A 23,096-nucleotide genomic window follows, 5' to 3' on the forward strand; every position below is an offset into this window, starting at 1 on the left:
GGGGGGGGGGGGCGCGCGCCCGCGCGAGGCGCCCGGGCCCCCCCCGCTGGTCCACAACCCGCGGCCGCGGCCGGGCCCCCCCCGCCGCCGCGCCCCCGCGCGCCCCACGGAGGCATAGGGGGCATCCCCTACGGGCAGGTTGAGGGTTCCGATGGAACCCTCGGCCTGCCCGTTCCGTTTACCGTGGAAGAACAACAACCGAGGGAACTCGACCCACGCCGGAGGGGCGGACATGGAAGCCGCGATTGTGATCATGGCGCTGCTCTTCTTCGCCTTCGTGGCGCTGGGGGTCTACGCGACCGTGAAGGTGGTCAAGGCCGCCAAGCGCGGTGTCGACCGCACCATCAACCAGGCCCGGCGCACGGTCGAGGACACGACTCTGCGCGCCAAGAGCTACGGCCAGGGCGGGGTCGCCGGTGAGCTGGCCCAGCTGCGGCTCTCGCTGCGCACGTCGATGCGCGCGACCCAGGACGCCCTGCAGGCTGGCGTCGCCGAGGACGCCTCGCTCAAGGAGTCCCTCGACCTCTTCCGCCGCCTGAGCGCCCACGGCCAGGAGCTGGACGAGGACCTCAAGCGCCTGGAGCGGGAGCCGGACCGCTCGCGGGTGGCCGGACAGCTCACCGACCTGCGGGCGCGGACCGAGCAGATCACGCAGTCCGCGGACTCGCTCCGCTGGGCGGCCAGGGACCGCGCGCGGAAGTTCGCGGAGGACGACCTGTCCTCGCTGAGCCAGCAGATCGACGTGGAGGCGGGCGCGCTGCGGCACTGGTCGGAGCCCGCCGCGCAGGACCCCGCGTCGGGGGACTTCTCGTGGCCCGACGCCTCCGCCGCCGCGCCGGGAGCCGAGCGGGGGCAGGTGTGGCCCGCGGAGGCCGAGGCTGAGGCCGCCCCGCGCCCCGATGCGCAGGCCGCCGGGGCCCAGGCCCAGGGGCAGCAGGAGCCGCCGCCGGCGATCACGGCGCGCGATCCGCGCCTGGCCTCCTACCCGTGGGAGAAGTCGGCGCGGCCCGAGACCACCAACTGACGCCGCCGATCCGCCCTGAGGGGCCGGGTGGCCGACGTGCCGGCTCCGGCTGTCTCCGCCGCGCCGTCGTGGGCGTGGCGGGGCGTCGCCGTGCCGGCCGGGGCGGACGAGGGTCCGGCGAGGGCGGTCCGGATGATCACCGAGCGAGGGCCGGGCTGCCATGCGGCGGCCCCTGCGGGTAACCTCCCGCTCATGTCCCGGCATGTCGCGATCGTCACCGATTCCACGGCCTACCTGCCACCCCAGACGATGGAGCGGCACAGCATCACCGCGGTCCCGCTCACCGTCGTCATCGGCGACCAGGCCCTCGAGGAGGGGACCGAGATCTCGGCCCGCTCACTGGCCCAGGCGCTCCAGAAGCGGCGGTCCGTGACCACCTCACGCCCGAGCCCCGATGTCTTCGCGGAGACCTATCGCGTGGCCGCCGAGGCCGGCGCGCGGGGCGTCGTCTCGCTCCATCTCTCCGCCGAGCTCTCCGGCACGCACGATGCCGCCGTGCTGGCGGCCAAGGACGCCCCCATCCCGGTCCGCGTGGTCGACACCCGGATGGTGGGGATGGCGCTCGGCTTCTGCGCGCTCGCGGCGGCCGAGGCCGTGGACGCGGGCGGCTCCCTCGACGAGGCGGTCGCCGCCGCCGAGAAACGGGCGGCCGGAACCTCCGCGTTCTTCTACGTCGACACCCTGGACTACCTCCGCAGGGGCGGGCGCATCGGCGCCGCGCAGGCCCTGCTCGGCTCCGCGCTCGCGGTGAAGCCGCTGCTCCAGCTCGACGGGGGACGGATCGAGCTGCGGGAGAAGGTGCGGACGGCCTCGAAGGCGATCGCCCGCCTCGAGGAGATCGCCGTGGAGCGGGCGGGTTCCGGCGCGGTGGACATCGCGGTGCACCATCTCTCCGCGCCCGAGCGGGCCGCCGCCCTGGCCGCCCGGCTGCGGGAACGGGTGCCGGGCATCGCCGAGTTGCAGGTCAGCGAAGTGGGCGCGGTGATCGGAGCGCACACGGGCCCCGGGCTGCTCGCCGTCGTGGTCTCGCCCCGCTGACGCGTTCGATCCCTCGTGTGAGTGACGGGTTTTTCCACAACTGGGCACTCATCCACGGAAATCAAGGCGTCTGAGCGGGTTCGGACAGATGTGCCTACCGTCCTGTCCATGGCTCTTCATACAGACATCGCAGCAGGCGACACCACACGCACGGATGAGGCGGCACGGAGCGCGACGACGTCGGCGGCCAGGCCCTCGGTGAGGGCGGGCGCGTCCAGCGGCCCTGGCCGCGGGCCCGGTTCGGACGGGAGGACACGCGTCGGCGGGCGGGGGTCGCCTCGCGGGCGGGCGCGAGGACGGGCGCGCGGGAGACACGCGGTCGCGGCGACCCGTGCCGCCGTACGACGACGAGGGGAGGCGCTCTTCCCCTCCGCGGCCGCGCCCGCCGAGCCCGCACCCGCCGGGGAGTGGGGCGCGTCGGAGGTCGTGGCCCCGCCCGGGGGGCGGGAAGCGGACGCCGCGCCCGGGAGGTGGGAGCGGCTGAGGCTCGCGCTGAGCGATCGGCTGCCGGTATGGGTGCGGTCCAGGTGCGGCCTCGAACCGAAGACGCTGGCCGCGCTGGCGGTGGTCCTGGTCGTGGCCGCGGGCTTCGCCGGACGGTACTTCTGGGCCGGGCGGCCGGAAGCCGTCCGGGCGCCGGAGGTCGTGCGCGCGGCGCCGCTGCCGGAGAGCGGGGCGTCCGCCCTGGTGTCGGCGGAGCCGACGGCCGGGGCACCGCCACCCCCGCCGGCGGTCGTGGTCGATGTGAGCGGCAAGGTGCGGCAGCCCGGGGTGCTGACTCTGCCCGGCGGATCGAGGGTCGCGGACGCGCTGCGCGCGGCCGGAGGGGTCAAGCCGGGCACGGACGTCACCGGACTCAACCGGGCCCGCGTCCTCATCGACGGCGAACAGGTCGTGGTCGGCCTGCCGACGGTGCCGAACGCGGCCGGCCCGGGCGTGGGCGCGGGCGGCGGGGGCGCGGCCGGTGTCCGAGCGGGTCCGCTGAGTCTGAACTCGGCGACCGTGGAGCAGTTGGACACGCTGCCCGGGGTCGGGCCCGTGCTCGCCCAGCACATCGTCGACCACCGCCTGGAGCACGGCGGGTTCCGGTCGGTCGCCGAGCTGCGCGAGGTCACCGGGATCGGTGAGCGGCGGTTCGCCGAACTCGCTCCTCTGGTGCGGCCATGAGCGAGCGCCCAACACCGCGCGGTGCGGGTGAGGAGGGCCCGGCGGATCTTCGGCTCGTGCCACCGGCGTTGGCGGCCTGGGGAGCGGCCGCGCTGGCGGTGGGCGCCACCGGGTGGTGGGTGGTCGTGGGCGTGCTCGCCTGTCTGGCGGGGGCGGCGATGCTGCCTGCGGCGGTTCGAGGACGGCCGGGTGGGCGGCTGAGGGTCACCGCGGTCGCGGCGCTCCTGCTCTGCGCCGCGGCCGGTGCCGCCTCGGGCGGGCTTCACGCGGCGGACCTGAGGCGTGGGCCATTACCGGGCCTCGCCGGGGAGTACGCCCGGGTGGGCGCGGAGGTGACGGTCACCTCCGATCCCCGACTGACCCGGGCCCGGGTCCGGGGCGATCGGACGGCACCGGTCTCCGTCGTCCTGAACGGGGAGGTGAACCGGGTCGAGGCGCCCGGTGGAGCGGTCCACCGCGTCAGGACACCGGTCCTCGTGATCGTGCCCGCCGGTGACGCACAGCGGGCGTGGCTGCGGCTGCTGCCGTCGACCGGTCTGCGCCTGACGGGGCGGCTCGCGCCCCCGGCACGGCCGGGGGACCGGATCGCTGCGGTGCTGCGGGTCGACGGGGCCGGGCCGCCACGGATCACGGAGGCTCCGAGCGCCGTGCAGCGCACGGCCGGGAAACTGAGGGCGGGGCTGCGTCGCGCCACGGAGGACCTCGAACCGGACGCCCGGGCCCTGCTGCCCGGACTGGTCGTCGGTGACACGTCACGGATCGATCCGGAGCTGAGTGACGCGTTCGAGGCGACCGACCTCACGCACCTTCTGGCAGTGTCAGGTTCCAATCTCACGGTCGTGTTGCTGCTTCTCGTCGGTCGGCCGGGAGCCGCGATGCGGGTCGAGCGCGGCGGGGTCGCGCCCCGGCTCGGTATCCCGCTGCGGGCCACCGCTCTGATCGGCGGAGGACTCACACTCGCCTTCGTCATCGTCTGCCGGCCCGATCCGAGCGTGCTGCGGGCCGCGGCCTGCGGCCTCGTCGCCCTGCTCGCCATCGGCACCGGGCGCCGCAGATCGCTGATCCCCGCACTCGCGGCGGCGGTGCTGATGCTCGTGCTCTACGACCCCTGGCTGGCGCGGAGTTATGGCTTCCTGCTCTCCGTCCTGGCCACCGGGGCGCTGCTCACCATCGCTCCGCGCTGGAGTGAGGCGCTGCGGCGGCGCAGGGTGCCGGGCAGGCTCGCCGAGGCGCTGGCCGCCGCCCTTGCGGCGCAGGCGGTGTGCGCGCCGGTCGTGGCGGTCTTCGCGGCACGGGTGAGCCTGGTAGCGATCCCCAGCAACCTGCTGGCGGAGCCGGCCGTCGCCCCGGCCACGGTCCTCGGGTTCGCCGCGCTGGCCCTCGCCCCGGTCTGGCTGCCGGCGGCCGAGGTGGTCGCGGAGATCGCGGCCTGGCCCGCGGAGTGGATCGCGGGAGTGGCCCGCACCGGAGCGGCGCTGCCGGGTGCGGAGACGGACTGGCCGGGCGGCTGGTGGGGCGGGCTGATGCTGGCCGGTCTCTTCGCTGTCGTGGTGCTGGGTGCGTGGGGGCTGCCGTACCGGCGGCGGATGGCCGCGGGCTGCGTCGCACTGCTGCTCCTCGCGGTGGTCAGGCCGCCGCCGCTGACCCGGGTGGTGACCGGATGGCCACCGCCGGGCTGGGCGTTCGCGATGTGCCAGGTGGGCCAGGGTGACGCGACCGTGCTCGCGGCGGGCGGGGACGCGGCCGTGGTCGTGGACGCCGGGCCCGATCCGGCTCTGGTGGACCGCTGCCTCCACGACCTCGGGGTCCGCCGGATCCCCCTGGTGGTGCTGACGCACTTCCACGCGGACCATGTCGCCGGGCTGCCCGGGGTGTTGCGAGGGCGGTCGGTGGGGGCGATCCAGACGACGGGGCTCGAAGAGCCGCGGGGGCAGGCGGCGTTCGTGCGGCGGACGTCCACGGCGGCCGGGGTCCCGATGGTCCGGGCCGGGCCCGGGGAGCGGCGGCGCCTGGGCTCGCTGGAGTGGCAGGTGCTGTGGCCGCGCGGGGTCCCCGGGGCGGTGGAGCCGGAGGCGTCCGGGCCGAACGACGCGAGCGTCACCCTGCTCGTGCGGACGGCGGGCGGGCTGAGCCTGCTGCTGCTCGGCGACCTCGAACCTCCCGCCCAGCAGCGCCTGTTGCGGGCGTATCCCGGGCTGGCGCCCGTGGACGTCCTCAAGGTCGCCCACCACGGCTCCGCGCATCAGGATCCCGGGCTGATACGGGCGGTTCGGCCGCGGCTGGCACTGGTGTCGACCGGGAGCGGGAACCCGTACGGGCACCCCTCGCCCCGGACAGTGGAGGCGCTGCGGGACGGGGGAGCGGAGGTGCTCCGGACGGACCGGGACGGAGCGATCGCGGTGACCGGGTCGGGCCGGGATCTTGTGGCCGTGCCGACCGGAAGACGCTTGTAAAGAAGTCCTTGTAAAGGAGTCTTTCTAAAGCTAGCTTTACATCATGGAGGAGCCGATGAAGCAAGGCGACGAAGAGCAGCCCCGGAGCATTCGCCTCACAGACCCCCGCGCCCTGCGGGCCTACGCCCACCCGACACGGATGACGTTGGTCGGTCTGCTGCGGCGGAGCGGTCCCTTCACCGCCACCCGGGCCGCCGAACTCACCGGGGAATCGGTCGCCAGCTGCTCGTACCACCTGCGGATACTCGCGAAGTACGGCCTGGTGGAGGTGGCGCCCGGCGGGCGGGGGCGGGAGAAGCCCTGGCGGGCCACGGCCCGGTACACCGACTGGCCGGGGGACAGCGAGGACGCCACGGTCGCGGAGGCGGCGGACGCACTGAGCAGCGCGGTGGCCGAGCAGTACTTCGAGCGGGTCCTGCGCGCCATGGAGGACCGCCACCGGCTGCCGCGGAAGTGGCGGGAGGCCGAGATGTTCGGCGACTCCCTGCTCTACCTCACGCCGGACGAGCTGGCCGCCCTCGGCCGGCGGGTCGACGAGTTGCTGCGACCGTACGAGGGCCGGGAGTCCGACGCGTCGCTGCGGCCCGAGGGGGCCAGGCCCGTCAGCGTGCTGCGCATCGCGTACCTGGACCGCGAGATCCCCGACGAGGTTCCTGAGCTTCTCGACGGCGACAGTGAGGGGTGAGGAATGAGAGTGGCGGAACGCATACCCGCGCTTCTGCGTGAGCGGTCCTTCCGGCGCTACTGGACCGGCCAGACCATCTCGCTCGTCGGGGACCAGATCTCCCTCATCGCGATCCCGCTCGCCGCCGTGCTCGTGCTCGGTGCCGACGCCGCGGAGATGGGCTGGCTCAAGACCGCCGAACTGCTGCCCGCGCTGCTGCTCAACCTTCCGCTGGGAGCCTGGGCCGACCGGCAGACCCGCCGCCGGCGCGCCATGATCGCCGCCGACCTCGGGCGGGCGGCCCTGCTCCTGACGCTCCCGGTCGCGTACCTGCTCGACATGCTCACCCTGGGCCAGCTCTACGCGGTCGCCTTCGGGGTGGGCGCCCTGACGGTGCTCTTCGAGGCATGCAACGTGACACTGTTCGTGGCGCTGGTCCCGACCGAGCGCTACGTACAGGCGAACTCACTGGTCAACGGCAGCCGTTCGATGTCGTGGCTGGCGGGGCCAGGGGCGGGCGGTCTGCTCGTGCAGTTCCTCACCGCGCCCTTCGCCCTGCTCGCCGACGCCCTCACGTACCTGCTCTCGGCGGGCTACCTGGCCCGGATCAAGCCCGTGGAACCGCCGCCCTCGCCGGTAGCCAAGGGCCACTTCACCGAGGGCCTGCGCTGGGTCGTCCGCAACGAGTCCATGCGGGCGTTGTTCGCGGCCTCCGGGACGATCCAGTTCTTCAACTACATGTTCCACACCCTGTTCGTGCTCTACGCCACGACCGAACTCGGCCTGAGCGCGGGCGTGCTCGGCGCCGTCCTCGGCGCGGGAGCCGTCGGCGGGCTGATCGGGGCCGCGGCCGGCGGCGCGGTCGTACGCCGCTTCGGCATCGGCCCGTCCATCGTCGTCGGCTTCCTCGGCTTCACCGTGCCGCTGTTGCTGATACCGCTCGCGGAGGGGCCGACGCCCCTGGTCGTCGGCCTGCTGTTCACGGCCGAGTTCCTCTCGTGCGCGGCCGTCATGGTCGTCGACATCGCGGCGGGGTCGTTCCAGATGGCGCTGATACCCGACTCCGTCCGGGCCCGGGTGATGGGGGCCTTCCGCACCCTCAACCACGGGTTCCGTCCGGTCGGTGCGCTGGTCGGGGGCCTGCTCGGCGCGGCCGTCGGGCTGCGGCCGACGCTGTGGGTCGCCACCGCCGGAGCCGTACTCGCCGTGCTGTGGCTGCTGCCCTCGCCGCTGCCGCGGACCCGTGAACTCCCCGCGCCGGCGGAGGATCCGGTGCCCGCGGCCTGAGACCGAGGAGGGAGGAGCGCAGGTCAGACCAGCCACTCGCCGTCGCGCATCAGCTCCCGCTCGGGCAGTTCGTTCTCCTCGCGCCAGGCCTTGACCGACCTGAGGGTGACCCGGAGGTAGACCCAGGCGTGCCGGTCGCGGGGATCCCAGACCAGCTTGGTCGCGAAGGCGTCGGCGGATGCCTTCGGCAGGTCGGAGCCCTCCACCTTCTCGGCCGTTCCCTCGATCAGGACCACGTCACGCGTGTGGCCGAGGCTGATGCGGACCTCGCCGTTCGGGGTGAGGTTGCGGGCCGTGGGGTTGTTCCGCCTCGTGCAGAGCAGCAGGGTGCCCTCGTCGAGCCGGCCGTCCCGGGTCTCCCCGGTGTCCCAGACGAAGGACAGCGGCACCAGGCACGGTTCGTCGCGGGCGGACGCGGTCGCGGCCCAGAGGTCCTCGTCCTGCTGAAGCCGGGTGAGGACGTGCTGCTTGCGCTCGGTGCGGGGGCGGGGCGGTTCAAGATCGCTCATGGCTCGCACGGTAGCGGCGCGGACCGGACGAGCACCTCGGGCAACGGGCCTAGGACCAGAGCCTCGTGGGCGATCGGACGGCGGCCCGGCACACTCTCGGCATGAGCACTGACACCCAGCCGATCCCGGACGCGATCGTCGACGCCTATCTGCACCGCATCGGAGCCACGCGCCCGGAACGCCCCGACGCGGCGGCCCTGCGCGATCTGCATCTGCGGCACTTGAGAACGGTCCCCTTCGAGAACCTGTCGATCCACCTCGGCGAGGACATCGTCCTGGAGGAGAAGCCGCTGCTCGACAAGGTGGTCGGCGCCCGCAGGGGAGGGTTCTGCTACGAGATCAACGCCACCTTCGCCGTCCTCCTGCGCGAACTCGGCTTCACCGTCACGCTTCTTCAGGGGCGCGGCTTCGGCCCGGGCGGCCGGCTGGGCATCCCGTACGACCACATGGCAGTGCTGGTGGAGGTGGACGGAGAACGGTGGCTCGCGGACGTCGGGTTCGGCGACCACAGCCACTTCCCGCTGGCGCTGGACGAGCGGGGCGATCAGACGGATCCGGGCGGTACGTTCCGCATCGTCGAGACCGAGGAAGGCGATCTGGACGTGCTGCGGAACGGCACACCGCACTGCCGGCTGGAGACGCGGCCGCGCGTGCTCGGCGACTTCACGGCGGGTGCCTGGTACCACCGCACCTCCCCGGACTCGCACTTCACCCGCTCCCTCGTCTGCTCCCGGCTCACCGAGGAGGGCCGGATCACCCTCAGCGGCCTGAAGCTGGTCACGCACACGTACGGCGAGCGGACCGAGAGGATGCTCGAGCGCGAGGAGGAGGTGCGGGCGGTGTACCGCGACCGGTTCGGCATCGAGCTCAGCGAGCTGCCCGTGCCTCCGACACGGTCCGCGCGGAGCACGCGGACCGCTGAAGCCGCGGGTGCCTCGCAGGCGTAACCCCGGTCACGGGGCCTCCAGCCAGCCTTCGTACTCGGCGGCCAGCGCGTCCAGTGCCGCCGAGTCCAGCCGGCCCTGCGGGTCCTCGACGACCACCAGCCACTGCGCGTCCTCGGCGTCGTCCTCGCCCGCCAGCGCGTCCCGTACGAGCTGAGGCTCCTCGGCGACGCCGAAGCGGGCGGGCAGTTCTTCGGCGACCTCCTCGGCGGCGTCGCGGTCGGGCAGTACCAGTACGTGTCGTTCGCTCACCCCGCCATTCTCGGGCATGGCTGTCAGTGGCCCGTGGGATGCTGGGAAGCGATGGCCACCAGGAAGAATTCGACCGACGACGTCCTCGCCCCCGTCACGCTCGCCGTGGGCCAGGAGGACCTGCTCCTCGACCGCGCCGTCCAGGAGGTGGTGGCGGCCGCCCGGGCCGCCGACGCCGACACGGACGTACGGGACCTCACCTCCGATCAGCTCCAGCCCGGGACGCTGGTGGAGATGACGAGCCCCTCGCTCTTCGCCGAGCGCAAGGTCCTGGTCGTGCGGAACGCGCAGGATCTGTCCGCGGACACGATCAAGGAAGTCAAGGCGTACCTCGACGCGCCCTTCGAGGAGATCACCCTCGTGCTGCTCCACGCGGGCGGCGCCAAGGGCAAGGGGCTCCTGGACGCGGCGCGGAAGGCGGGTGCGCGGGAGGTGGCCTGCCCGAAGACGACGAAGCCGGCGGAGCGGCTGACGTTCGTACGGCAGGAGTTCCGGGCGCTGGGGCGTTCGGCGACGCCCGAGGCGTGCCAGGCGCTGGTCGACTCGATCGGCAGCGACCTGCGGGAGCTGGCGTCGGCGGTCTCGCAGCTGACGGCGGACGTCGAGGGGACGATCGACGAGGCGGTCGTCGGGCGGTACTACACGGGGCGGGCCGAGGCGTCGTCGTTCAACGTCGCGGACCGCGCGGTGGAGGGGCGGGCGGCGGAGGCCCTGGAGGCGCTGCGCTGGTCGCTCTCGACCGGCGTCCCGCCGGTCCTGATCACCAGCGCGCTGGCGCAGGGCGTCCGGGCGATCGGCAAGCTGTCGGCTGCGCGGGGCGGGCGGCCGGCCGATCTCGCACGGGAGCTGGGGATGCCGCCGTGGAAGATCGACCGCGTGCGGCAGCAGATGCGGGGCTGGACGCCGGACGGGGTCTCGCTGGCGCTGCGTGCGGTGGCGGAGGCGGACGCGGGTGTGAAGGGCGGGGGGGACGACCCGGAGTACGCGCTGGAGAAGGCGGTTGTCGCGGTGGCGCGGGCGGCGCGGTTGCGGCGGTAGCCGCGGGGTGGTGGGGGTGCGGGTGCGTGGTGCCGGGGGCGGTTGATTCCCCCACCCCACCCCTTCCCGAAACCCTGCCGGGGGCTGGTGGGGGGCTGATGTCACCCGGGACTCCGCCCCGCCCCCCGCCGGGAAGCGGCAGCTTCGCGCCGCGCCAACAGCACGGGGCCCCTGTCAGGGGCGCGGTGGCTTGGCGATGCGTGGGTGGCCCGGCCCTTGCATGCGGTCGCTTCGCACTGCGTTGGTGAGCCCAGCCCCGCGTCCGGGCGGGCTGGCTTCGCGCCGGGGTGGCGGTGCCCAGCCCCCGTGGTGGTGGATTCGCCGCCGCGCCGGCAATGCCCGCCCGCGTCCGGGGCGTGGTGGCGAGGCCCGGGCCCCGGACGGGCCCCGCGGGCCCCGTGGGATCGCGGCGCGTCGGTGCTTGCGGTGACGACGAAGGCCCCGCGTTCTCCTGGGGAAGGAGGGCGCGGGGCCTTGTCGTACGGCTGGTGGGCTCGTACACGCGTGGCGAACGCGTATCGCGTACGAGTCCGGGGTGCCGGGTGGGAGCGGGAGAGAGGGCCCGCTGGGTCCCGTCCGGCGTTACATCAGAGAGCTCAGCCCTGCAGAGCGGCAACCTTGGTGGCCAGCGCCGACTTCTTGTTGGCGGCGGCGTTCTTGTGGATGACGCCCTTCGAGACAGCCTTGTCGAGCGCGCGGGAGGCGGCGCGAGAAGCCACGACGGCCTTCTCGACGTCACCCGCGGCGACGGCCTCGCGGGCCTTGCGGATCGCGGTCTTGAGCGAGGACTTGACGGCCTTGTTGCGCAGGCGCGCCTTCTCGTTCGTCTTGTTCCGCTTGATCTGGGACTTGATGTTCGCCACGAAAAGAGCCTTTTCAGGTTCGGTGTTGTTTCTGAGGTGTGCCTCTTCGCTGAGAGGGCGTACGAGACACAGCTGTCCACGATATCAGGGGGCCTAACCTCTGCCCAAACCGAGCGGAGCCGCTCACTCATGGGACCATGGAGCCTACGTATCGATCCGACCATCGCCCCGAGACGAGACCCTGCGTGCCCGCGACTCCTACCCACGTGCCTGAGCCGAGCCGTACCGACCCGGCGCTGATCCGCAATTTCTGCATCATCGCGCACATCGACCACGGCAAGTCCACGCTTGCCGACCGGATGCTCCAGCTGACCGGGGTGGTCGACCAGCGGCAGATGCGCGCCCAGTACCTCGACCGGATGGACATCGAGCGCGAGCGCGGCATCACGATCAAGTCCCAGGCGGTCCGTCTTCCCTGGGCGCCCACCGAGGGCGCGGGTCAGGGGAAGACCCACATCCTCAACATGATCGACACCCCCGGGCACGTCGACTTCACCTACGAGGTCTCGCGCTCCCTGGCGGCCTGCGAGGGCACGATCCTGCTCGTCGACGCGGCCCAGGGCATCGAGGCGCAGACCCTCGCGAACCTGTACCTCGCGATGGAGAACGACCTCACGATCGTTCCCGTGCTGAACAAGATCGACCTGCCCGCCGCGCAGCCGGAGAAGTTCTCCGAGGAGCTGGCCAACCTCATCGGCTGCCAGCCCGAGGACGTGCTCAAGGTCTCCGCCAAGACGGGTCTCGGTGTCGAGGCGCTGCTGGACCGGGTCGTCGAGAACGTGCCGGCCCCCGTAGGTGTCGCCGACGCCCCCGCCCGCGCGATGATCTTCGACTCGGTCTACGACTCCTACCGCGGTGTCGTGACGTACGTCCGTGTCGTCGACGGCCAGCTCAACAAGCGCGAGCGCATCAAGATGATGTCGACCGGCGCCACCCACGAGCTGCTCGAGATCGGCGTCTCGTCCCCGGAGATGACGGCGTCCGACGGTCTCGGCGTCGGCGAGGTCGGCTACCTCATCACCGGTGTGAAGGACGTCCGCCAGTCCAAGGTCGGTGACACGATCACCTCCCTGAGCAAGGGCGCCACCGAGGCGCTCGGCGGCTACAAGGACCCCAAGCCGATGGTGTTCTCGGGCCTCTACCCGCTGGACGGCTCGGAGTACCCGGACCTCCGTGAGGCCCTCGACAAGCTGCAGCTCAACGACGCCGCGCTGGTCTACGAGCCGGAGACCTCCGCGGCTCTCGGCTTCGGCTTCCGCGTCGGCTTCCTCGGCCTGCTGCACCTGGACGTGATCCGGGAGCGGCTCGAGCGCGAGTTCGGTCTCGACCTGATCGCCACCGCCCCCAACGTGGTTTACCGCGTGGTCATGGAGGACGGCAGCGAGCACACGGTCACGAACCCGAGCGAGTTCCCCGAGGGCAAGATCAACGACGTGTACGAGCCCGTCGTGCGCGCCACGATCCTCGCCCCGAGCGAGTTCATCGGCGCGATCATGGAGCTCTGCCAGACCCGTCGCGGCACCCTCCTCGGCATGGACTATCTCTCCGAGGACCGCGTCGAGATCCGCTACACCCTGCCCCTCGCCGAGATCGTCTTCGACTTCTTCGACCAGCTGAAGTCGAAGACGCGCGGTTACGCCTCCCTCGACTACGAGCCCACCGGCGAGCAGGCGTCCAGCCTGGTCAAGGTCGACATCCTGCTGCACGGCGACAAGGTCGACGCCTTCTCCGCCGTCACCCACAAGGACGCGGCGTACGCGTACGGCGTGCGGCTCGTCGCCAAGCTGCGCGAGCTCATCCCGCGGCAGGCCTTCGAGGTGCCGATCCAGGCCGCGATCGGCTCCCGGGTGATCGCCCGCGAGACCATCCGCGCCATCCGCAAGGACGTCCTCGCCAAGTGCTACGGCGGTGACATCTCCCGTAAGCGGAAGCTGCTGGAGAAGCAGAAGGAAGGCAAGAAGCGGATGAAGATGGTCGGCTCCGTGGAGGTCCCGCAGGAGGCCTTCATCGCCGTGCTGTCGAGCGATGACTCCGCGGGCGGCAAGTCCAAGAAGTGATCGGCAGTAATCGGCCAATCAGCTGACAGATACACCGAACGGGCTCACGTGCGATCAGCGCGGGGCCCGTTCGTTATGAACCGGGTATGAAGAGGCGGCCCGCAGCCTCTTACGCGCCGGACCCCGGCGCCTTACTCTGATCGCGGCTCGTAGGTTACTCGCCAGTTAGTACGCAGGAAACGCACCGCCAGAACGCACCGCCGCCGCCCGGAGGACGTCGTGAGCGACACACAGACCCTGATCGAGAACCGGCCGCCCTCCGTGGCGACCCTCTTCCTTGAGCGCGTCGCGCGGACTCCCGACGCGGAGGCCTATCGCTACCCGGTCCCGTCCGCTTCCGGCCAGGGACCGGACGACTGGAAGTCACTCAGCTGGGAGCAGGCCGCCGAGCGGGTCTACGCCATCGCGGCCGGACTGGTCGACCTGGGCGTCCAGGCGGAGGAGCGGGTCGCGCTGGCCTCCTCCACCCGGGTGGAGTGGATCCTCGCCGACCTCGGTGTGATGTGCGCGGGTGCCGCCGTCACCACCGTCTACCCGCAGACCAACGCCGAGGAGTCGGCGTTCATCCTCTCCGACTCCGATTCCGTGGTGCTGATCGCGGAGGACGCGGCCCAGGTCGCCAAGGCCGTCGAGCGCCGCGCCGACCTGCCGAACCTCCACCACGTGGTGGTCATCGACCCCACCGGCGTCGAGACCGACGACTGGGTCCTGAGCCTCGCCGACCTGGAGAAGCGCGGCAAGGCGTACCTGGAGAAGAACACCGAGGCCGTCAAGGAGCGGGTGGCCGCGATCACCGCGGACCAGCTCGCCACCCTCATCTACACCTCGGGAACCACCGGCCGCCCCAAGGGCGTCCGCCTCCCGCACGACAACTGGTCGTACATGGCCAAGGCGATCGCGGCGACCGGACTGGTCACCAAGGACGACGTCCAGTACCTCTGGCTGCCGCTCGCGCACGTCTTCGGCAAGGTGCTGACCTCCGGCCAGATCGAGGTCGGGCACGTCACGGCCGTCGACGGCCGCGTCGACAAGATCATCGAGAACCTGCCGGTCGTCCAGCCGACCTACATGGCCGCCGTGCCGCGCATCTTCGAGAAGGTCTACAACGGAGTCGCCGCCAAGGCCCGGGCCGGTGGCGGCGCCAAGTACAAGATCTTCCAGTGGGCGGCCGGCGTGGCCCGCGAGTACGCGAAGGTCAGCCAGGACAACTTCCGCCGCACCGGCACCGCCGCCACCCCCTTCGGGCTCACGGCCAAGCACAAGGTCGCGGACGCGCTCGTCTACTCCAAGCTCCGTGAGGCCTTCGGCGGCCGGCTGCGCGCCGCCGTCTCCGGCTCCGCCGCCCTCTCGCCCGAGATCGGCTACTTCTTCGCCGGCGCCGGCATCCACATCCTGGAGGGCTACGGCCTGACGGAGACCAGCGCGGCCTCCTTCGTCAACCCGGGCGAGGCCTACCGCACGGGCACCGTCGGCAAGCCGCTCCCCGGCTGCGAGGTCCGCATCGCCGACGACGGCGAGATCCTGCTGCGCGGCCCCGGTGTCATGGAGGGCTACCACGGTCTGCCCGAGAAGACGGCGGAGGTCCTGGAGTCCGACGGCTGGTTCCACACCGGCGACATCGGCGAGCTGTCGGCCGACGGCTACCTCCGGATCACCGACCGCAAGAAGGACCTGATCAAGACGTCCGGCGGCAAGTACATCGCCCCGGCCGAGGTCGAGGGCCAGTTCAAGGCCGTCTGCCCGTTCGTCTCCAACATCCTGGTCCACGGCGCCGACCGGAACTACTGCACGGCGCTGATCGCCCTCGACGAGCCCACCATCATCGGCTGGGCCGCCGAGAACGGCCTCGGCGGCAAGTCGTACGCCGAGATCGTCGCCGCCCCGCAGACCGAGAAGCTGATCCAGGGCTACGTCGACCGCCTCAACGAGGGTCTCCAGCGCTGGCAGACGATCAAGAAGTTCCGCCTGCTGCCGCGCGACCTCGACATCGAGCACGGCGAGCTGACGCCGTCGCTGAAGCTGAAGCGGCCGGTGGTGGAGCGGACGTACAAGGAGCTCATCGAGGAGATGTACGCGGGGTCGCGGGAGGCCTGACCGGGCCTGACAAGGCCTGATCGGGGCGTGGGGGTCGGCCGGCGGGGTCGGGTCGGCCTCGTTGTCCACAGGCTGGACGGTTACCTCGGGCAGTACGGGACAATGGGCTCATGCCTTCCGTACTGCCCGATGGTGAGCCCATGCCCGAGGACGGGGCGCTGCCCGCCCACGCCCTGGAAGGGGCCGGGGATCGGCCGCTCGGGTTCTATCTGCACGTGCCGTACTGCGCCACGCGGTGCGGCTACTGCGACTTCAACACGTACACCGCGAGCGAGCTGCGCGGTGCCGGCGGCGTGCTCGCCTCCCGGGACAACTACGCCGGGCAGGTCGTGGAGGAGATACGCCTCGCCCGCAAGGTGCTCGGTGACGACCCCCGTCCGGTGCGGACCGTCTTCGTGGGCGGGGGCACGCCGACGCTGCTCGCCGCCGGGGATCTCGTACGGATGCTGGGGGCGATCCGGGACGAGTTCGGGCTCGCGGACGACGCCGAGGTGACGACCGAGGCGAACCCCGAGTCGGTGGATCCGGCGTATCTGGCCGAGCTGAGGGCCGGGGGCTTCAACCGGATCTCGTTCGGGATGCAGAGCGCCCGGCAGCACGTCCTGAAGGTCCTGGACCGTACGCACACGCCCGGGCGGCCCGAGGCATGCGTCGCGGAGGCGCGGGCGGCGGGCTTCGAGCACGTCAACCTCGATCTGATCTACGGCACGCCCGGGGAGTCCGACGACGACTGGCGTGCGTCCCTGGAGGCGGCGATCGGCGCCGGGCCCGACCACGTCAGCGCGTACGCGCTGATCGTGGAGGAGGGGACGCAGCTGGCGCGGCGGATCCGGCGCGGCGAGGTGCCGATGACGGACGACGACGTGCACGCGGACCGGTACCTGATCGCGGACTCCGTCTTCGCGGAGGCCGGTTTCGAGTGGTACGAGGTGTCGAACTGGGCGACCTCAAAGGCCGGGCGTTGTCTGCACAACGAGCTGTACTGGCGGGGCGCGGACTGGTGGGGCGCCGGGCCTGGGGCGCACTCGCACGTCGGTGGCGTGCGGTGGTGGAACGTGAAGCACCCGGGCGCGTATGCGGCGGCGCTGACCTCCGGGAGGTCTCCCGGTGCGGGCCGCGAGGTCCTCTCCGCGGAGGACCGGCGGGTGGAGCGTGTGCTGCTTGAGCTCCGGCTCCGGGAGGGCGTGGAGCTGGAGCTCCTGCGGCCGGCGGGCCTCGCCGCCGCCGGGAGAGCCCTTGCGGACGGGCTCCTCGACGCCGGGGCGTACGGGGACGGGCGCGCGGTCCTGACCCTGCGGGGGCGGCTGCTGGCCGACGCGGTCGTTCGGGACCTGGTGGATTAGGCGCCCGCGCCGTGGGGGCGGGCGGGGTATTTGGTGCCGCGCCTGGTGGGGCCTGCAATGGCACCGCCGCCGGGCGAGGGGGCTTGAAGGCGTGCCGCCCTCCTGCGAGGGCCTGCAAGGGCGCCGCCCCCGTGGGTTGTGCCCACCCGTTCCGCCCCAGCGGAACAGTTGCCCACAACGGGTTCGGGTGGGTGGGCGGTCGGTGGATCAGTTGCCCACAACGGGTTCGGGTGGGTGGGAGGTCGGTGGATCAGTTGCCCACAACGGGTTCGGGTGGGTGGGAGGTCGGTGGATCAGTTGCCCACAACGGGTTCGGGTGGGTGGCCGGGTGGGGGCCGGTTGAGCAGTTGCCCACAACGGGCTCGCTCTACGGCGCCGTCACGAAGTCGATCAGTTCTTCCACTCGGCCCAGCAGCGACGGTTCCAGGTCCTTGTACGAGTGGACCTTCGACAGGATGTGTCGCCAGGCCGCGCCCGTGTTGTCCGGCCAGCCCAGGGATCGGCAGACGCCCGTCTTCCAGTCCTGGCCTCGGGGGATCACCGGCCACGCCGGGATGCCCACCGACGACGGCTTCACCGCCTCCCAGACGTCGATGTACGGGTGGCCCACGATCAGCACGTCCGGGGACGAGACCTGGGCCGCGATGCGGGACTCCTTCGAGCCCGGAACCAGGTGGTCGACCAGGATGCCCAGGCGCGCGTCCGCCGCCGGGGCGAAGTCCGCGACGATGGCCGGGAGGTCGTCGATGCCCTCCAGGTACTCCACCACCACGCCCTCGATGCGCAGGTCGTCGCCCCAGACCCGTTCCACCAGCTCGGCGTCGTGGCGGCCCTCCACGTAGATCCGGCCCGCCCGCGCCACCCGGGCCCGTGCGCCGGGGACCGCGATCGAGCCCGAGGCCGTGCGACTCGGGCGGGTCGGAGCGGCCGACGGGCGGGTCAGCGTCACCACCTTGCCCTCCAGCAGGAAGGCCCTCGGTTCCAGCGGGAACGCGCGGTGCTTGCCGAAGCGGTCCTCCAGGGTCACCGTGCCCGCCTCGCAGCGGATCACCGCCCCGCAGAAGCCCGTCGAGACCTCCTCGACGACGAGGTCCACCTCCGCCGGCACCTCCGGCACGGGCGCGGAGCGCTTCCAAGGGGGCGTCAGGTCCGGGTTGTAGCTGCGCATTCGGGCGACGTTATGCGACGGAGAAGCGTCGTGCCAGCTCATCCCGCTGACGCCGTACGAACGCCGCGTCCACCACCGCCCCGTGCCCCGGGACGTACACCGCGTCCTCCCCGCCCAGCGCCAGCAGCCGGTCCAGCGCCGCCGGCCAGCGCCGGCCGATCGCGTCCCGGCCCGCCTGCGGCTCGCCCGACTCCTCGACCAGGTCGCCGCAGAAGACGATCTCCGCGCCATCGGTGTCGGGGACCAGGAGCGCCAGGTCGTGGCCCGAATGCCCCGGCCCGACATTGGCCAGCAGCACCTGTCGGCCGCCCAGATCCAGCGTCCACTCGCCCGACACCGTGTGGCGGGGGAGGACGAGGACGTCCACGGCCTCCGTCGCCGCCGACTCCTCGACCCCGTGACGCACCGCGGACACCCGCAGCACCTCCCGCTCCCGCCGCAGCAGCTCGTCCAGGCCCACGGCTCCGTACACCTCCGCTCCCGCGAAGACCGCCGTGCCCAGCACATGATCGAAATGGGGGTGGCTCAGTGCGATGTGCGTCACTCTCCGGCCGCCCGTGAGGGCCTCCGCCTGCGCCCGCAGCTCCGCGCCCTCGGCGAGCGTGGAGCCCGTGTCGTACAGCAGGACGCCCTTCTCCCCGAGCACCAGGCCCACCGTGGCGTCCCAGCCCGGCAGCCGCCGCCTGCCGACGCCGTCGCCGAGCCGCTCCCAGCCGCACTCTTCCCAATCGACATCCATACGGCGACGCTATCCGCTACGACCCGGCGACCCAGCCTCCTTGCCAGGAGCGATGCCCGCCGCCGTACACTGGCCGGGGGATTCCTGGCACTCGAACAGGGCGAGTGCCAAAAGGGGAGCAATCCGATACGACAGCTGGAGGTGTGCGCGATGCTCAGTGAACGCAGACTCGAGGTGCTGCGCGCCATCGTCCAGGACTATGTCGGGACGGAGGAGCCGGTCGGCTCCAAGGCGCTCACGGAGCGCCACAAGCTCGGCGTCTCGCCCGCCACCGTGCGCAACGACATGGCCGTCCTGGAGGACGAGGGCTACATCGCCCAGCCCCACACCAGTGCCGGACGCATCCCGACCGACAAGGGCTACCGCCTCTTCGTCGACAAGCTCGCCGGCGTGAAGCCGCTGTCGACGCCCGAGCGGCGCGCCATCCACAACTTCCTCGACGGCGCGGTCGACCTCGACGACGTCGTCGGGCGCACGGTCCGGCTGCTCGCGCAGCTGACCCGTCAGGTCGCCGTCGTGCAGTACCCGTCGCTGACCCGCTCGACGGTCCGGCACGTGGAGCTGCTCTCGCTCGCCCCCGCCCGCCTGATGCTCGTGCTGATCACGGACACCGGCCGGGTCGAGCAGCGGATGATCGACTGCCCCGCGCCGTTCGGCGAGACCTCGCTGGCGGACCTGCGGGCCCGGCTCAACAGCCGGGTCGTCGGCCGCCGTTTCGCGGACGTGCCGCAGCTGGTGCAGGATCTTCCGGAGTCGTTCGAGGAGACGGAGGACCGCGGCACGGTGTCGACGGTGCTCGCGACCCTCCTCGAAACCCTGGTGGAGGAGCATGAGGAGCGGCTGATGATCGGCGGCACCGCCAATCTCACCCGCTTCGGCCATGACTTCCCCCTCACGATCAGGCCTGTGCTCGAGGCGCTGGAGGAGCAGGTCGTGCTCCTCAAGCTGCTCGGCGAGGCCAAGGACTCGGGCATGACCGTACGGATCGGGCACGAGAACGCCCATGAGGGGCTCACCTCCACGTCCGTCGTCGCGGTCGGCTACGGTTCGGGCGACGAGGCAGTCGCCAAACTCGGCGTGGTCGGACCGACCCGCATGGACTACCCCGGAACGATGGGAGCGGTACGCGCAGTGGCACGTTACGTCGGACAGATCCTGGCGGAGTCGTAAGTGGCCACGGACTACTACGCCGTACTCGGCGTACGCCGCGACGCGTCCCAGGACGAGATCAAGAAGGCATTCCGGCGGCTCGCGCGCGAGCTGCACCCGGATGTGAATCCCGATCCGAAGACGCAGGAGCGCTTCAAGGAGATCAACGCCGCCTACGAGGTGTTGTCGGACCCGCAGAAGAAGCAGGTCTACGACCTCGGAGGCGACCCGCTGTCCGCGTCCGGCGGCGGCGGTGGAGCCGGGGGCTTCGGCCAGGGCGGCTTCGGGAACTTCTCGGACATCATGGACGCGTTCTTCGGTACGGCGTCGCAGCGTGGGCCGCGCTCGCGCACGCGCCGCGGCCAGGACGCCATGATCCGGCTGGAGATCGACCTCAACGAGGCCGCCTTCGGCACGACCAAGGACATCCAGGTCGACACGGCCGTCGTCTGTACGACGTGCTCGGGCGAGGGCGCCGCGCCCGGCACCTCCGCGCAGACCTGTGACATGTGTCGCGGTCGCGGCGAGGTCTCGCAGGTGACCCGGTCCTTCCTGGGCCAGGTCATGACCTCCCGTCCCTGCCCCCAGTGCCAGGGCTTCGGCACCGTCGTCCCGACCCCGTGCCCCGAGTGCGCGGGCGACGGGCGGGTCCGCTCGCGCCGCACGCTGACCGTGAAGATCCCGGCCGGTGTCGACAACGGCACGCGCATCCAGCTCGCTGGCGAGGGCGAGGTCGGTCCGGGTGGCGGTCCGGCCGGTGACCTGTACGTCGAGATCCACGAGATCCCGCACGAGGTCTTCCAGCGCCGGGGCGACGACCTGCACTGCACGGTCACGATCCCGATGACGGCGGGTGCGCTCGGTACGAAGGTGCCGCTGCAGACGCTGGACGGCCTCGAAGAGGTCGACATCCGCCCGGGCACGCAGTCCGGCCAGTCGATCCCGCTGCACGGGCGCGGCATCACGCACCTGCGCGGGGGCGGTCGCGGCGACCTGATCGTGCACGTCGAGGTGCTGACGCCGTCGAAGCTCGACCCCGAGCAGGAGCGGCTGCTGCGCGAACTGGCGAAGCTGCGCGGCGAGGAGCGGCCGACGGGCCAGTTCCAGCCCGGGCAGCAAGGGCTGTTCTCGCGCTTGAAGGACGCCTTCAACGGCCGGTAGTCGGCGTGACTGCCGGGGGTCCGGGGGTTGCTCTCCGGGTCGGCACGGCCAGCCGGGACAGCAGGGCTTGTTCTCGCCGTTGAAGGACGCCTTCAACGGCCGGTAGGCCGAGTGTTGTGCCTGGAAGGGCGGCATCCGCGGGGAGCGGGTGCCGCCCTTCCGTATGGCACCATGCCCACATGTCCACCGCACTGAGCGATCTCTCCCGATACCCGATCGTGCAGGCCCCCATGGCGGGTGGCGCCTCCAGTCCGCAGCTCGTCGGGGCCGTGTGCGAGGCGGGCGGGCTCGGGTTCCTCGCCGGGGGGTACAAGACCGCCGGCGGGCTCTACCAGGAGATCAAGCAGGTGCGCGGGCTGACCGGGCAGCCCTTCGGCGTCAACCTCTTCATGCCGCAGAGCGGACAGCCCGCGGATTCCGCCGCCGTCGAGGTGTACCGGCACCAGCTCTCGGGCGAGGCGACCTGGTACGAGACGCAGCTCGGCGACCCGGACAGCGGGCGGGACGACGCGTACGACGCGAAGCTCGCGATCCTCCTGGAGGACCCGGTCCCCGTCGTCTCGTTCACCTTCGGCTGCCCCGGGCGCGACACGCTCGACGCGTTCTCCCGCGCCGGTACGTACACGATCGTCACCGTCACCTCGCCCGAGGAGGCCCAGGCCGCGCAGTGGGCCGGGGCGGACGCGGTCTGCGTGCAGGGCGTCGAGGCCGGCGGGCACCAGGGCACCCACCGGGACGACCCGGACGCCTCCGTCGCGGGCACCGGGCTCCTCACGCTCGTCACGCAGGTCCGGGAGACCGTACAGCTGCCGATCGTCGCGACCGGCGGGATCATGCGCGGGGCGCAGATCGCCGCCGTCCTCGCCGCCGGGGCCGACGCCGCCCAGCTCGGCACCGCGTTCCTCGTGTGCCCCGAATCGGGCGCGCACGCCCTGCACAAGCAGGCCATGACGAACCCCCTCTTCGTCCGCACCGAGCTCACCCGCGCCTTCTCCGGGCGGCCGGCGCGCGGGCTCGTCAACCGTTTCATGCGTGAGCACGGGCCGTACGCCCCCGCTGCCTACCCCGAGATCCATCACCTCACCGCCCCCCTGCGCAAGGCCGCCGCCACCGCGGGCGACGCCCAGGGCATGGCCCTGTGGGCCGGCCAGGGGCACCGGCTGGCCCGCGAACTCCCGGCGGGGCAACTGGTCGAGGTGCTGGCCGCCGAACTCGACACCGCACTGACCGCGCAGGCCCACAGGAGCGCTTCATGACCGCACCCGTCTTCGTCGTCGAGGCCGTTCCCGGCCCCGGCTCCTTCCTCCTCGACGGCCCCGAGGGCCGTCACGCCGTCTCCGTGAAGCGGATGCGCGCGGGGGAGGAGCTCGTCCTGACGGACGGGCGGGGCGCGTCGGCCGACTGTGTCGTGCTCGCCGCCGAGGGCAAGGACCAGCTGACCGTCCAGGTCTCGGCGACGCAGATCGAGCCGGAGCCCCTGCCCCGTATCACCGTCGTCCAGGCGCTGCCCAAGGGCGACCGGGGCGAACTGGCCGTCGAGATCATGACGGAGACGGGCGTCGACGCGATCGTGCCGTGGGCCGCGTCCCGCTGCATCACCCAGTGGAAGGGCGAGCGCGGGCTGAAGGCCCTCGCCAAATGGCGGGCGACCGCGCGCGAGGCCGGCAAGCAGTCCCGCCGTACCCGTTTCCCCGAGGTCGCCGACGCGATGACCACCAAGCAGGTGGCGGCGCTCCTCGCCGGCGCCGACTTCGCCGCCGTCCTGCACGAGGACCGGGACCACCCCAGCGGCGCGCTCGCGGACGCCCAACTCCCCGTCGAGGGCGAGATCGTGCTGATCGTCGGACCTGAAGGCGGCGTGTCGCCCGAGGAGTTGGCGGTCTTCGAGACGGCGGGCGCGAAGCCGTACCGTCTGGGCCGCAGCGTGCTCCGTACCTCCACGGCCGGCACGGCGGCCACCGCGCTCCTCCTCGGCCGCACGGGCCGCTGGAGCTAGGGGTCTTGTCGATCAGGCCAGGCGTCGCGAGCCCGGCCTGATGGACAAGGCACCCCTAGTAGTGCTTCGTTACGTGGGGTGATCTCGCCTGGTGGTGGGCATCTTTCGGCTATGAGGCTTGGGGAGGTGGAACGGCTCCGTGGTGAGTTA

At 72.2% G+C, this 23,096-nt stretch carries 20 protein-coding genes; 15 read left to right on the plus strand and 5 right to left on the minus strand.

What is annotated here, in order from left to right:
- The first annotated feature begins 232 nt into the window (after positions 1–232).
- The 6 genes from ACFVZW_RS33060 to ACFVZW_RS33085 all read left to right on the plus strand — a co-directional run bounded on the left by ACFVZW_RS33060 (position 233) and on the right by ACFVZW_RS33085 (position 7,633).
- Positions 233–1,024 carry a hypothetical protein gene (locus ACFVZW_RS33060; protein ID WP_384529273.1) on the plus strand — a complete coding sequence of 264 codons (792 nt, stop codon included), beginning with the start codon at positions 233–235 and terminating at the stop codon, positions 1,022–1,024.
- 192 nt (positions 1,025–1,216) lie between these two features.
- The gene (locus ACFVZW_RS33065) at positions 1,217–2,062 is read left to right on the plus strand and encodes a DegV family protein (RefSeq protein WP_384529276.1); all 846 of its coding nucleotides are present in this window, start codon (positions 1,217–1,219) and stop codon (positions 2,060–2,062) included.
- Positions 2,063–2,578: 516 nt separating this feature from the next.
- Positions 2,579–3,229, plus strand: coding sequence for a helix-hairpin-helix domain-containing protein (locus tag ACFVZW_RS33070; protein WP_384529279.1), 651 nt, complete (start codon positions 2,579–2,581; stop codon positions 3,227–3,229).
- Positions 3,226–5,682, plus strand: coding sequence for a ComEC/Rec2 family competence protein (locus tag ACFVZW_RS33075; protein ID WP_384529281.1), 2,457 nt, complete (start codon positions 3,226–3,228; stop codon positions 5,680–5,682). The genes ACFVZW_RS33070 and ACFVZW_RS33075 overlap by 4 nt, the downstream gene beginning before the upstream one ends.
- 43 nt (positions 5,683–5,725) lie before the next feature.
- Entirely contained in the window at positions 5,726–6,367 is a 642-nt protein-coding gene (locus ACFVZW_RS33080; protein WP_384529284.1) for a winged helix-turn-helix domain-containing protein, read from the plus strand.
- Between the two features lie 3 nt (positions 6,368–6,370).
- Positions 6,371–7,633: an MFS transporter gene (locus tag ACFVZW_RS33085; protein WP_384529287.1), complete on the plus strand. Its 1,263-nt coding sequence runs from the start codon at positions 6,371–6,373 to the stop codon at positions 7,631–7,633.
- A gap of 23 nt (positions 7,634–7,656) precedes the next feature.
- Here ACFVZW_RS33085 and ACFVZW_RS33090 read toward each other — a convergent pair whose 3' ends face one another.
- Entirely contained in the window at positions 7,657–8,142 is a 486-nt protein-coding gene (locus ACFVZW_RS33090) for a pyridoxamine 5'-phosphate oxidase family protein (RefSeq protein ID WP_384529289.1), read from the minus strand.
- Between the two features lie 101 nt (positions 8,143–8,243).
- Here ACFVZW_RS33090 and ACFVZW_RS33095 point away from each other — a divergent pair, with 101 nt between their 5' ends.
- Entirely contained in the window at positions 8,244–9,089 is an 846-nt protein-coding gene (locus tag ACFVZW_RS33095) for an arylamine N-acetyltransferase (protein WP_384529292.1), read from the plus strand.
- A gap of 6 nt (positions 9,090–9,095) precedes the next feature.
- Here ACFVZW_RS33095 and ACFVZW_RS33100 read toward each other — a convergent pair whose 3' ends face one another.
- Positions 9,096–9,356 (minus strand): hypothetical protein, encoded by a 261-nt coding sequence (locus ACFVZW_RS33100; RefSeq protein ID WP_376433702.1) that lies wholly within the window; start codon positions 9,354–9,356, stop codon positions 9,096–9,098.
- Between the two features lie 33 nt (positions 9,357–9,389).
- Here ACFVZW_RS33100 and holA point away from each other — a divergent pair, with 33 nt between their 5' ends.
- Complete coding sequence (gene holA, locus ACFVZW_RS33105; protein ID WP_384529295.1) at positions 9,390–10,376, plus strand: DNA polymerase III subunit delta; 987 nt, start codon at positions 9,390–9,392, stop codon at positions 10,374–10,376.
- Positions 10,377–10,972: 596 nt separating this feature from the next.
- Here the strand turns inward: holA and rpsT are convergent.
- Positions 10,973–11,239 carry a 30S ribosomal protein S20 gene (gene rpsT, locus ACFVZW_RS33110; RefSeq protein ID WP_137989361.1) on the minus strand — a complete coding sequence of 89 codons (267 nt, stop codon included), beginning with the start codon at positions 11,237–11,239 and terminating at the stop codon, positions 10,973–10,975.
- Positions 11,240–11,424: 185 nt separating this feature from the next.
- Between rpsT and lepA the strand changes: the two genes are divergently transcribed.
- The 3 genes from lepA to hemW all read left to right on the plus strand — a co-directional run bounded on the left by lepA (position 11,425) and on the right by hemW (position 16,733).
- The gene (gene lepA, locus ACFVZW_RS33115; protein ID WP_384529298.1) at positions 11,425–13,296 is read left to right on the plus strand and encodes a translation elongation factor 4; all 1,872 of its coding nucleotides are present in this window, start codon (positions 11,425–11,427) and stop codon (positions 13,294–13,296) included.
- A gap of 219 nt (positions 13,297–13,515) precedes the next feature.
- Positions 13,516–15,390 carry an AMP-dependent synthetase/ligase gene (locus ACFVZW_RS33120; protein ID WP_384529302.1) on the plus strand — a complete coding sequence of 625 codons (1,875 nt, stop codon included), beginning with the start codon at positions 13,516–13,518 and terminating at the stop codon, positions 15,388–15,390.
- 110 nt (positions 15,391–15,500) lie between these two features.
- Positions 15,501–16,733, plus strand: a complete 1,233-nt coding sequence (gene hemW, locus ACFVZW_RS33125) for a radical SAM family heme chaperone HemW (protein WP_384529305.1) — start codon at positions 15,501–15,503, stop codon at positions 16,731–16,733.
- Positions 16,734–17,100: 367 nt separating this feature from the next.
- On the opposite strand, the gene ACFVZW_RS33130 is transcribed toward hemW, so the two are convergent.
- Positions 17,101–17,901, minus strand: coding sequence for a DUF3097 domain-containing protein (locus ACFVZW_RS33130; RefSeq protein ID WP_384529308.1), 801 nt, complete (start codon positions 17,899–17,901; stop codon positions 17,101–17,103).
- A 10-nt stretch (positions 17,902–17,911) separates the two neighbouring features.
- Positions 17,912–18,640 carry an MBL fold metallo-hydrolase gene (locus ACFVZW_RS33135; RefSeq protein ID WP_384529310.1) on the minus strand — a complete coding sequence of 243 codons (729 nt, stop codon included), beginning with the start codon at positions 18,638–18,640 and terminating at the stop codon, positions 17,912–17,914.
- A 150-nt stretch (positions 18,641–18,790) separates the two neighbouring features.
- Here ACFVZW_RS33135 and hrcA point away from each other — a divergent pair, with 150 nt between their 5' ends.
- The 4 genes from hrcA (at position 18,791) to ACFVZW_RS33155 (ending at position 22,946) form a co-directional block, all read left to right on the plus strand.
- Positions 18,791–19,810, plus strand: coding sequence for a heat-inducible transcriptional repressor HrcA (gene hrcA, locus ACFVZW_RS33140; protein ID WP_329120693.1), 1,020 nt, complete (start codon positions 18,791–18,793; stop codon positions 19,808–19,810).
- Entirely contained in the window at positions 19,811–20,950 is a 1,140-nt protein-coding gene (gene dnaJ, locus ACFVZW_RS33145; protein WP_376433719.1) for a molecular chaperone DnaJ, read from the plus strand.
- A gap of 179 nt (positions 20,951–21,129) precedes the next feature.
- Positions 21,130–22,206: a nitronate monooxygenase gene (locus ACFVZW_RS33150; protein WP_384529314.1), complete on the plus strand. Its 1,077-nt coding sequence runs from the start codon at positions 21,130–21,132 to the stop codon at positions 22,204–22,206.
- The gene (locus tag ACFVZW_RS33155) at positions 22,203–22,946 is read left to right on the plus strand and encodes a 16S rRNA (uracil(1498)-N(3))-methyltransferase (RefSeq protein WP_384529315.1); all 744 of its coding nucleotides are present in this window, start codon (positions 22,203–22,205) and stop codon (positions 22,944–22,946) included. The genes ACFVZW_RS33150 and ACFVZW_RS33155 overlap by 4 nt, the downstream gene beginning before the upstream one ends.
- The last annotated feature ends 150 nt before the right edge of the window (positions 22,947–23,096 follow it).

Source organism: Streptomyces sp. NPDC059567 (assembly GCF_042735655.1).
GTDB lineage: Bacteria > Actinomycetota > Actinomycetes > Streptomycetales > Streptomycetaceae > Streptomyces.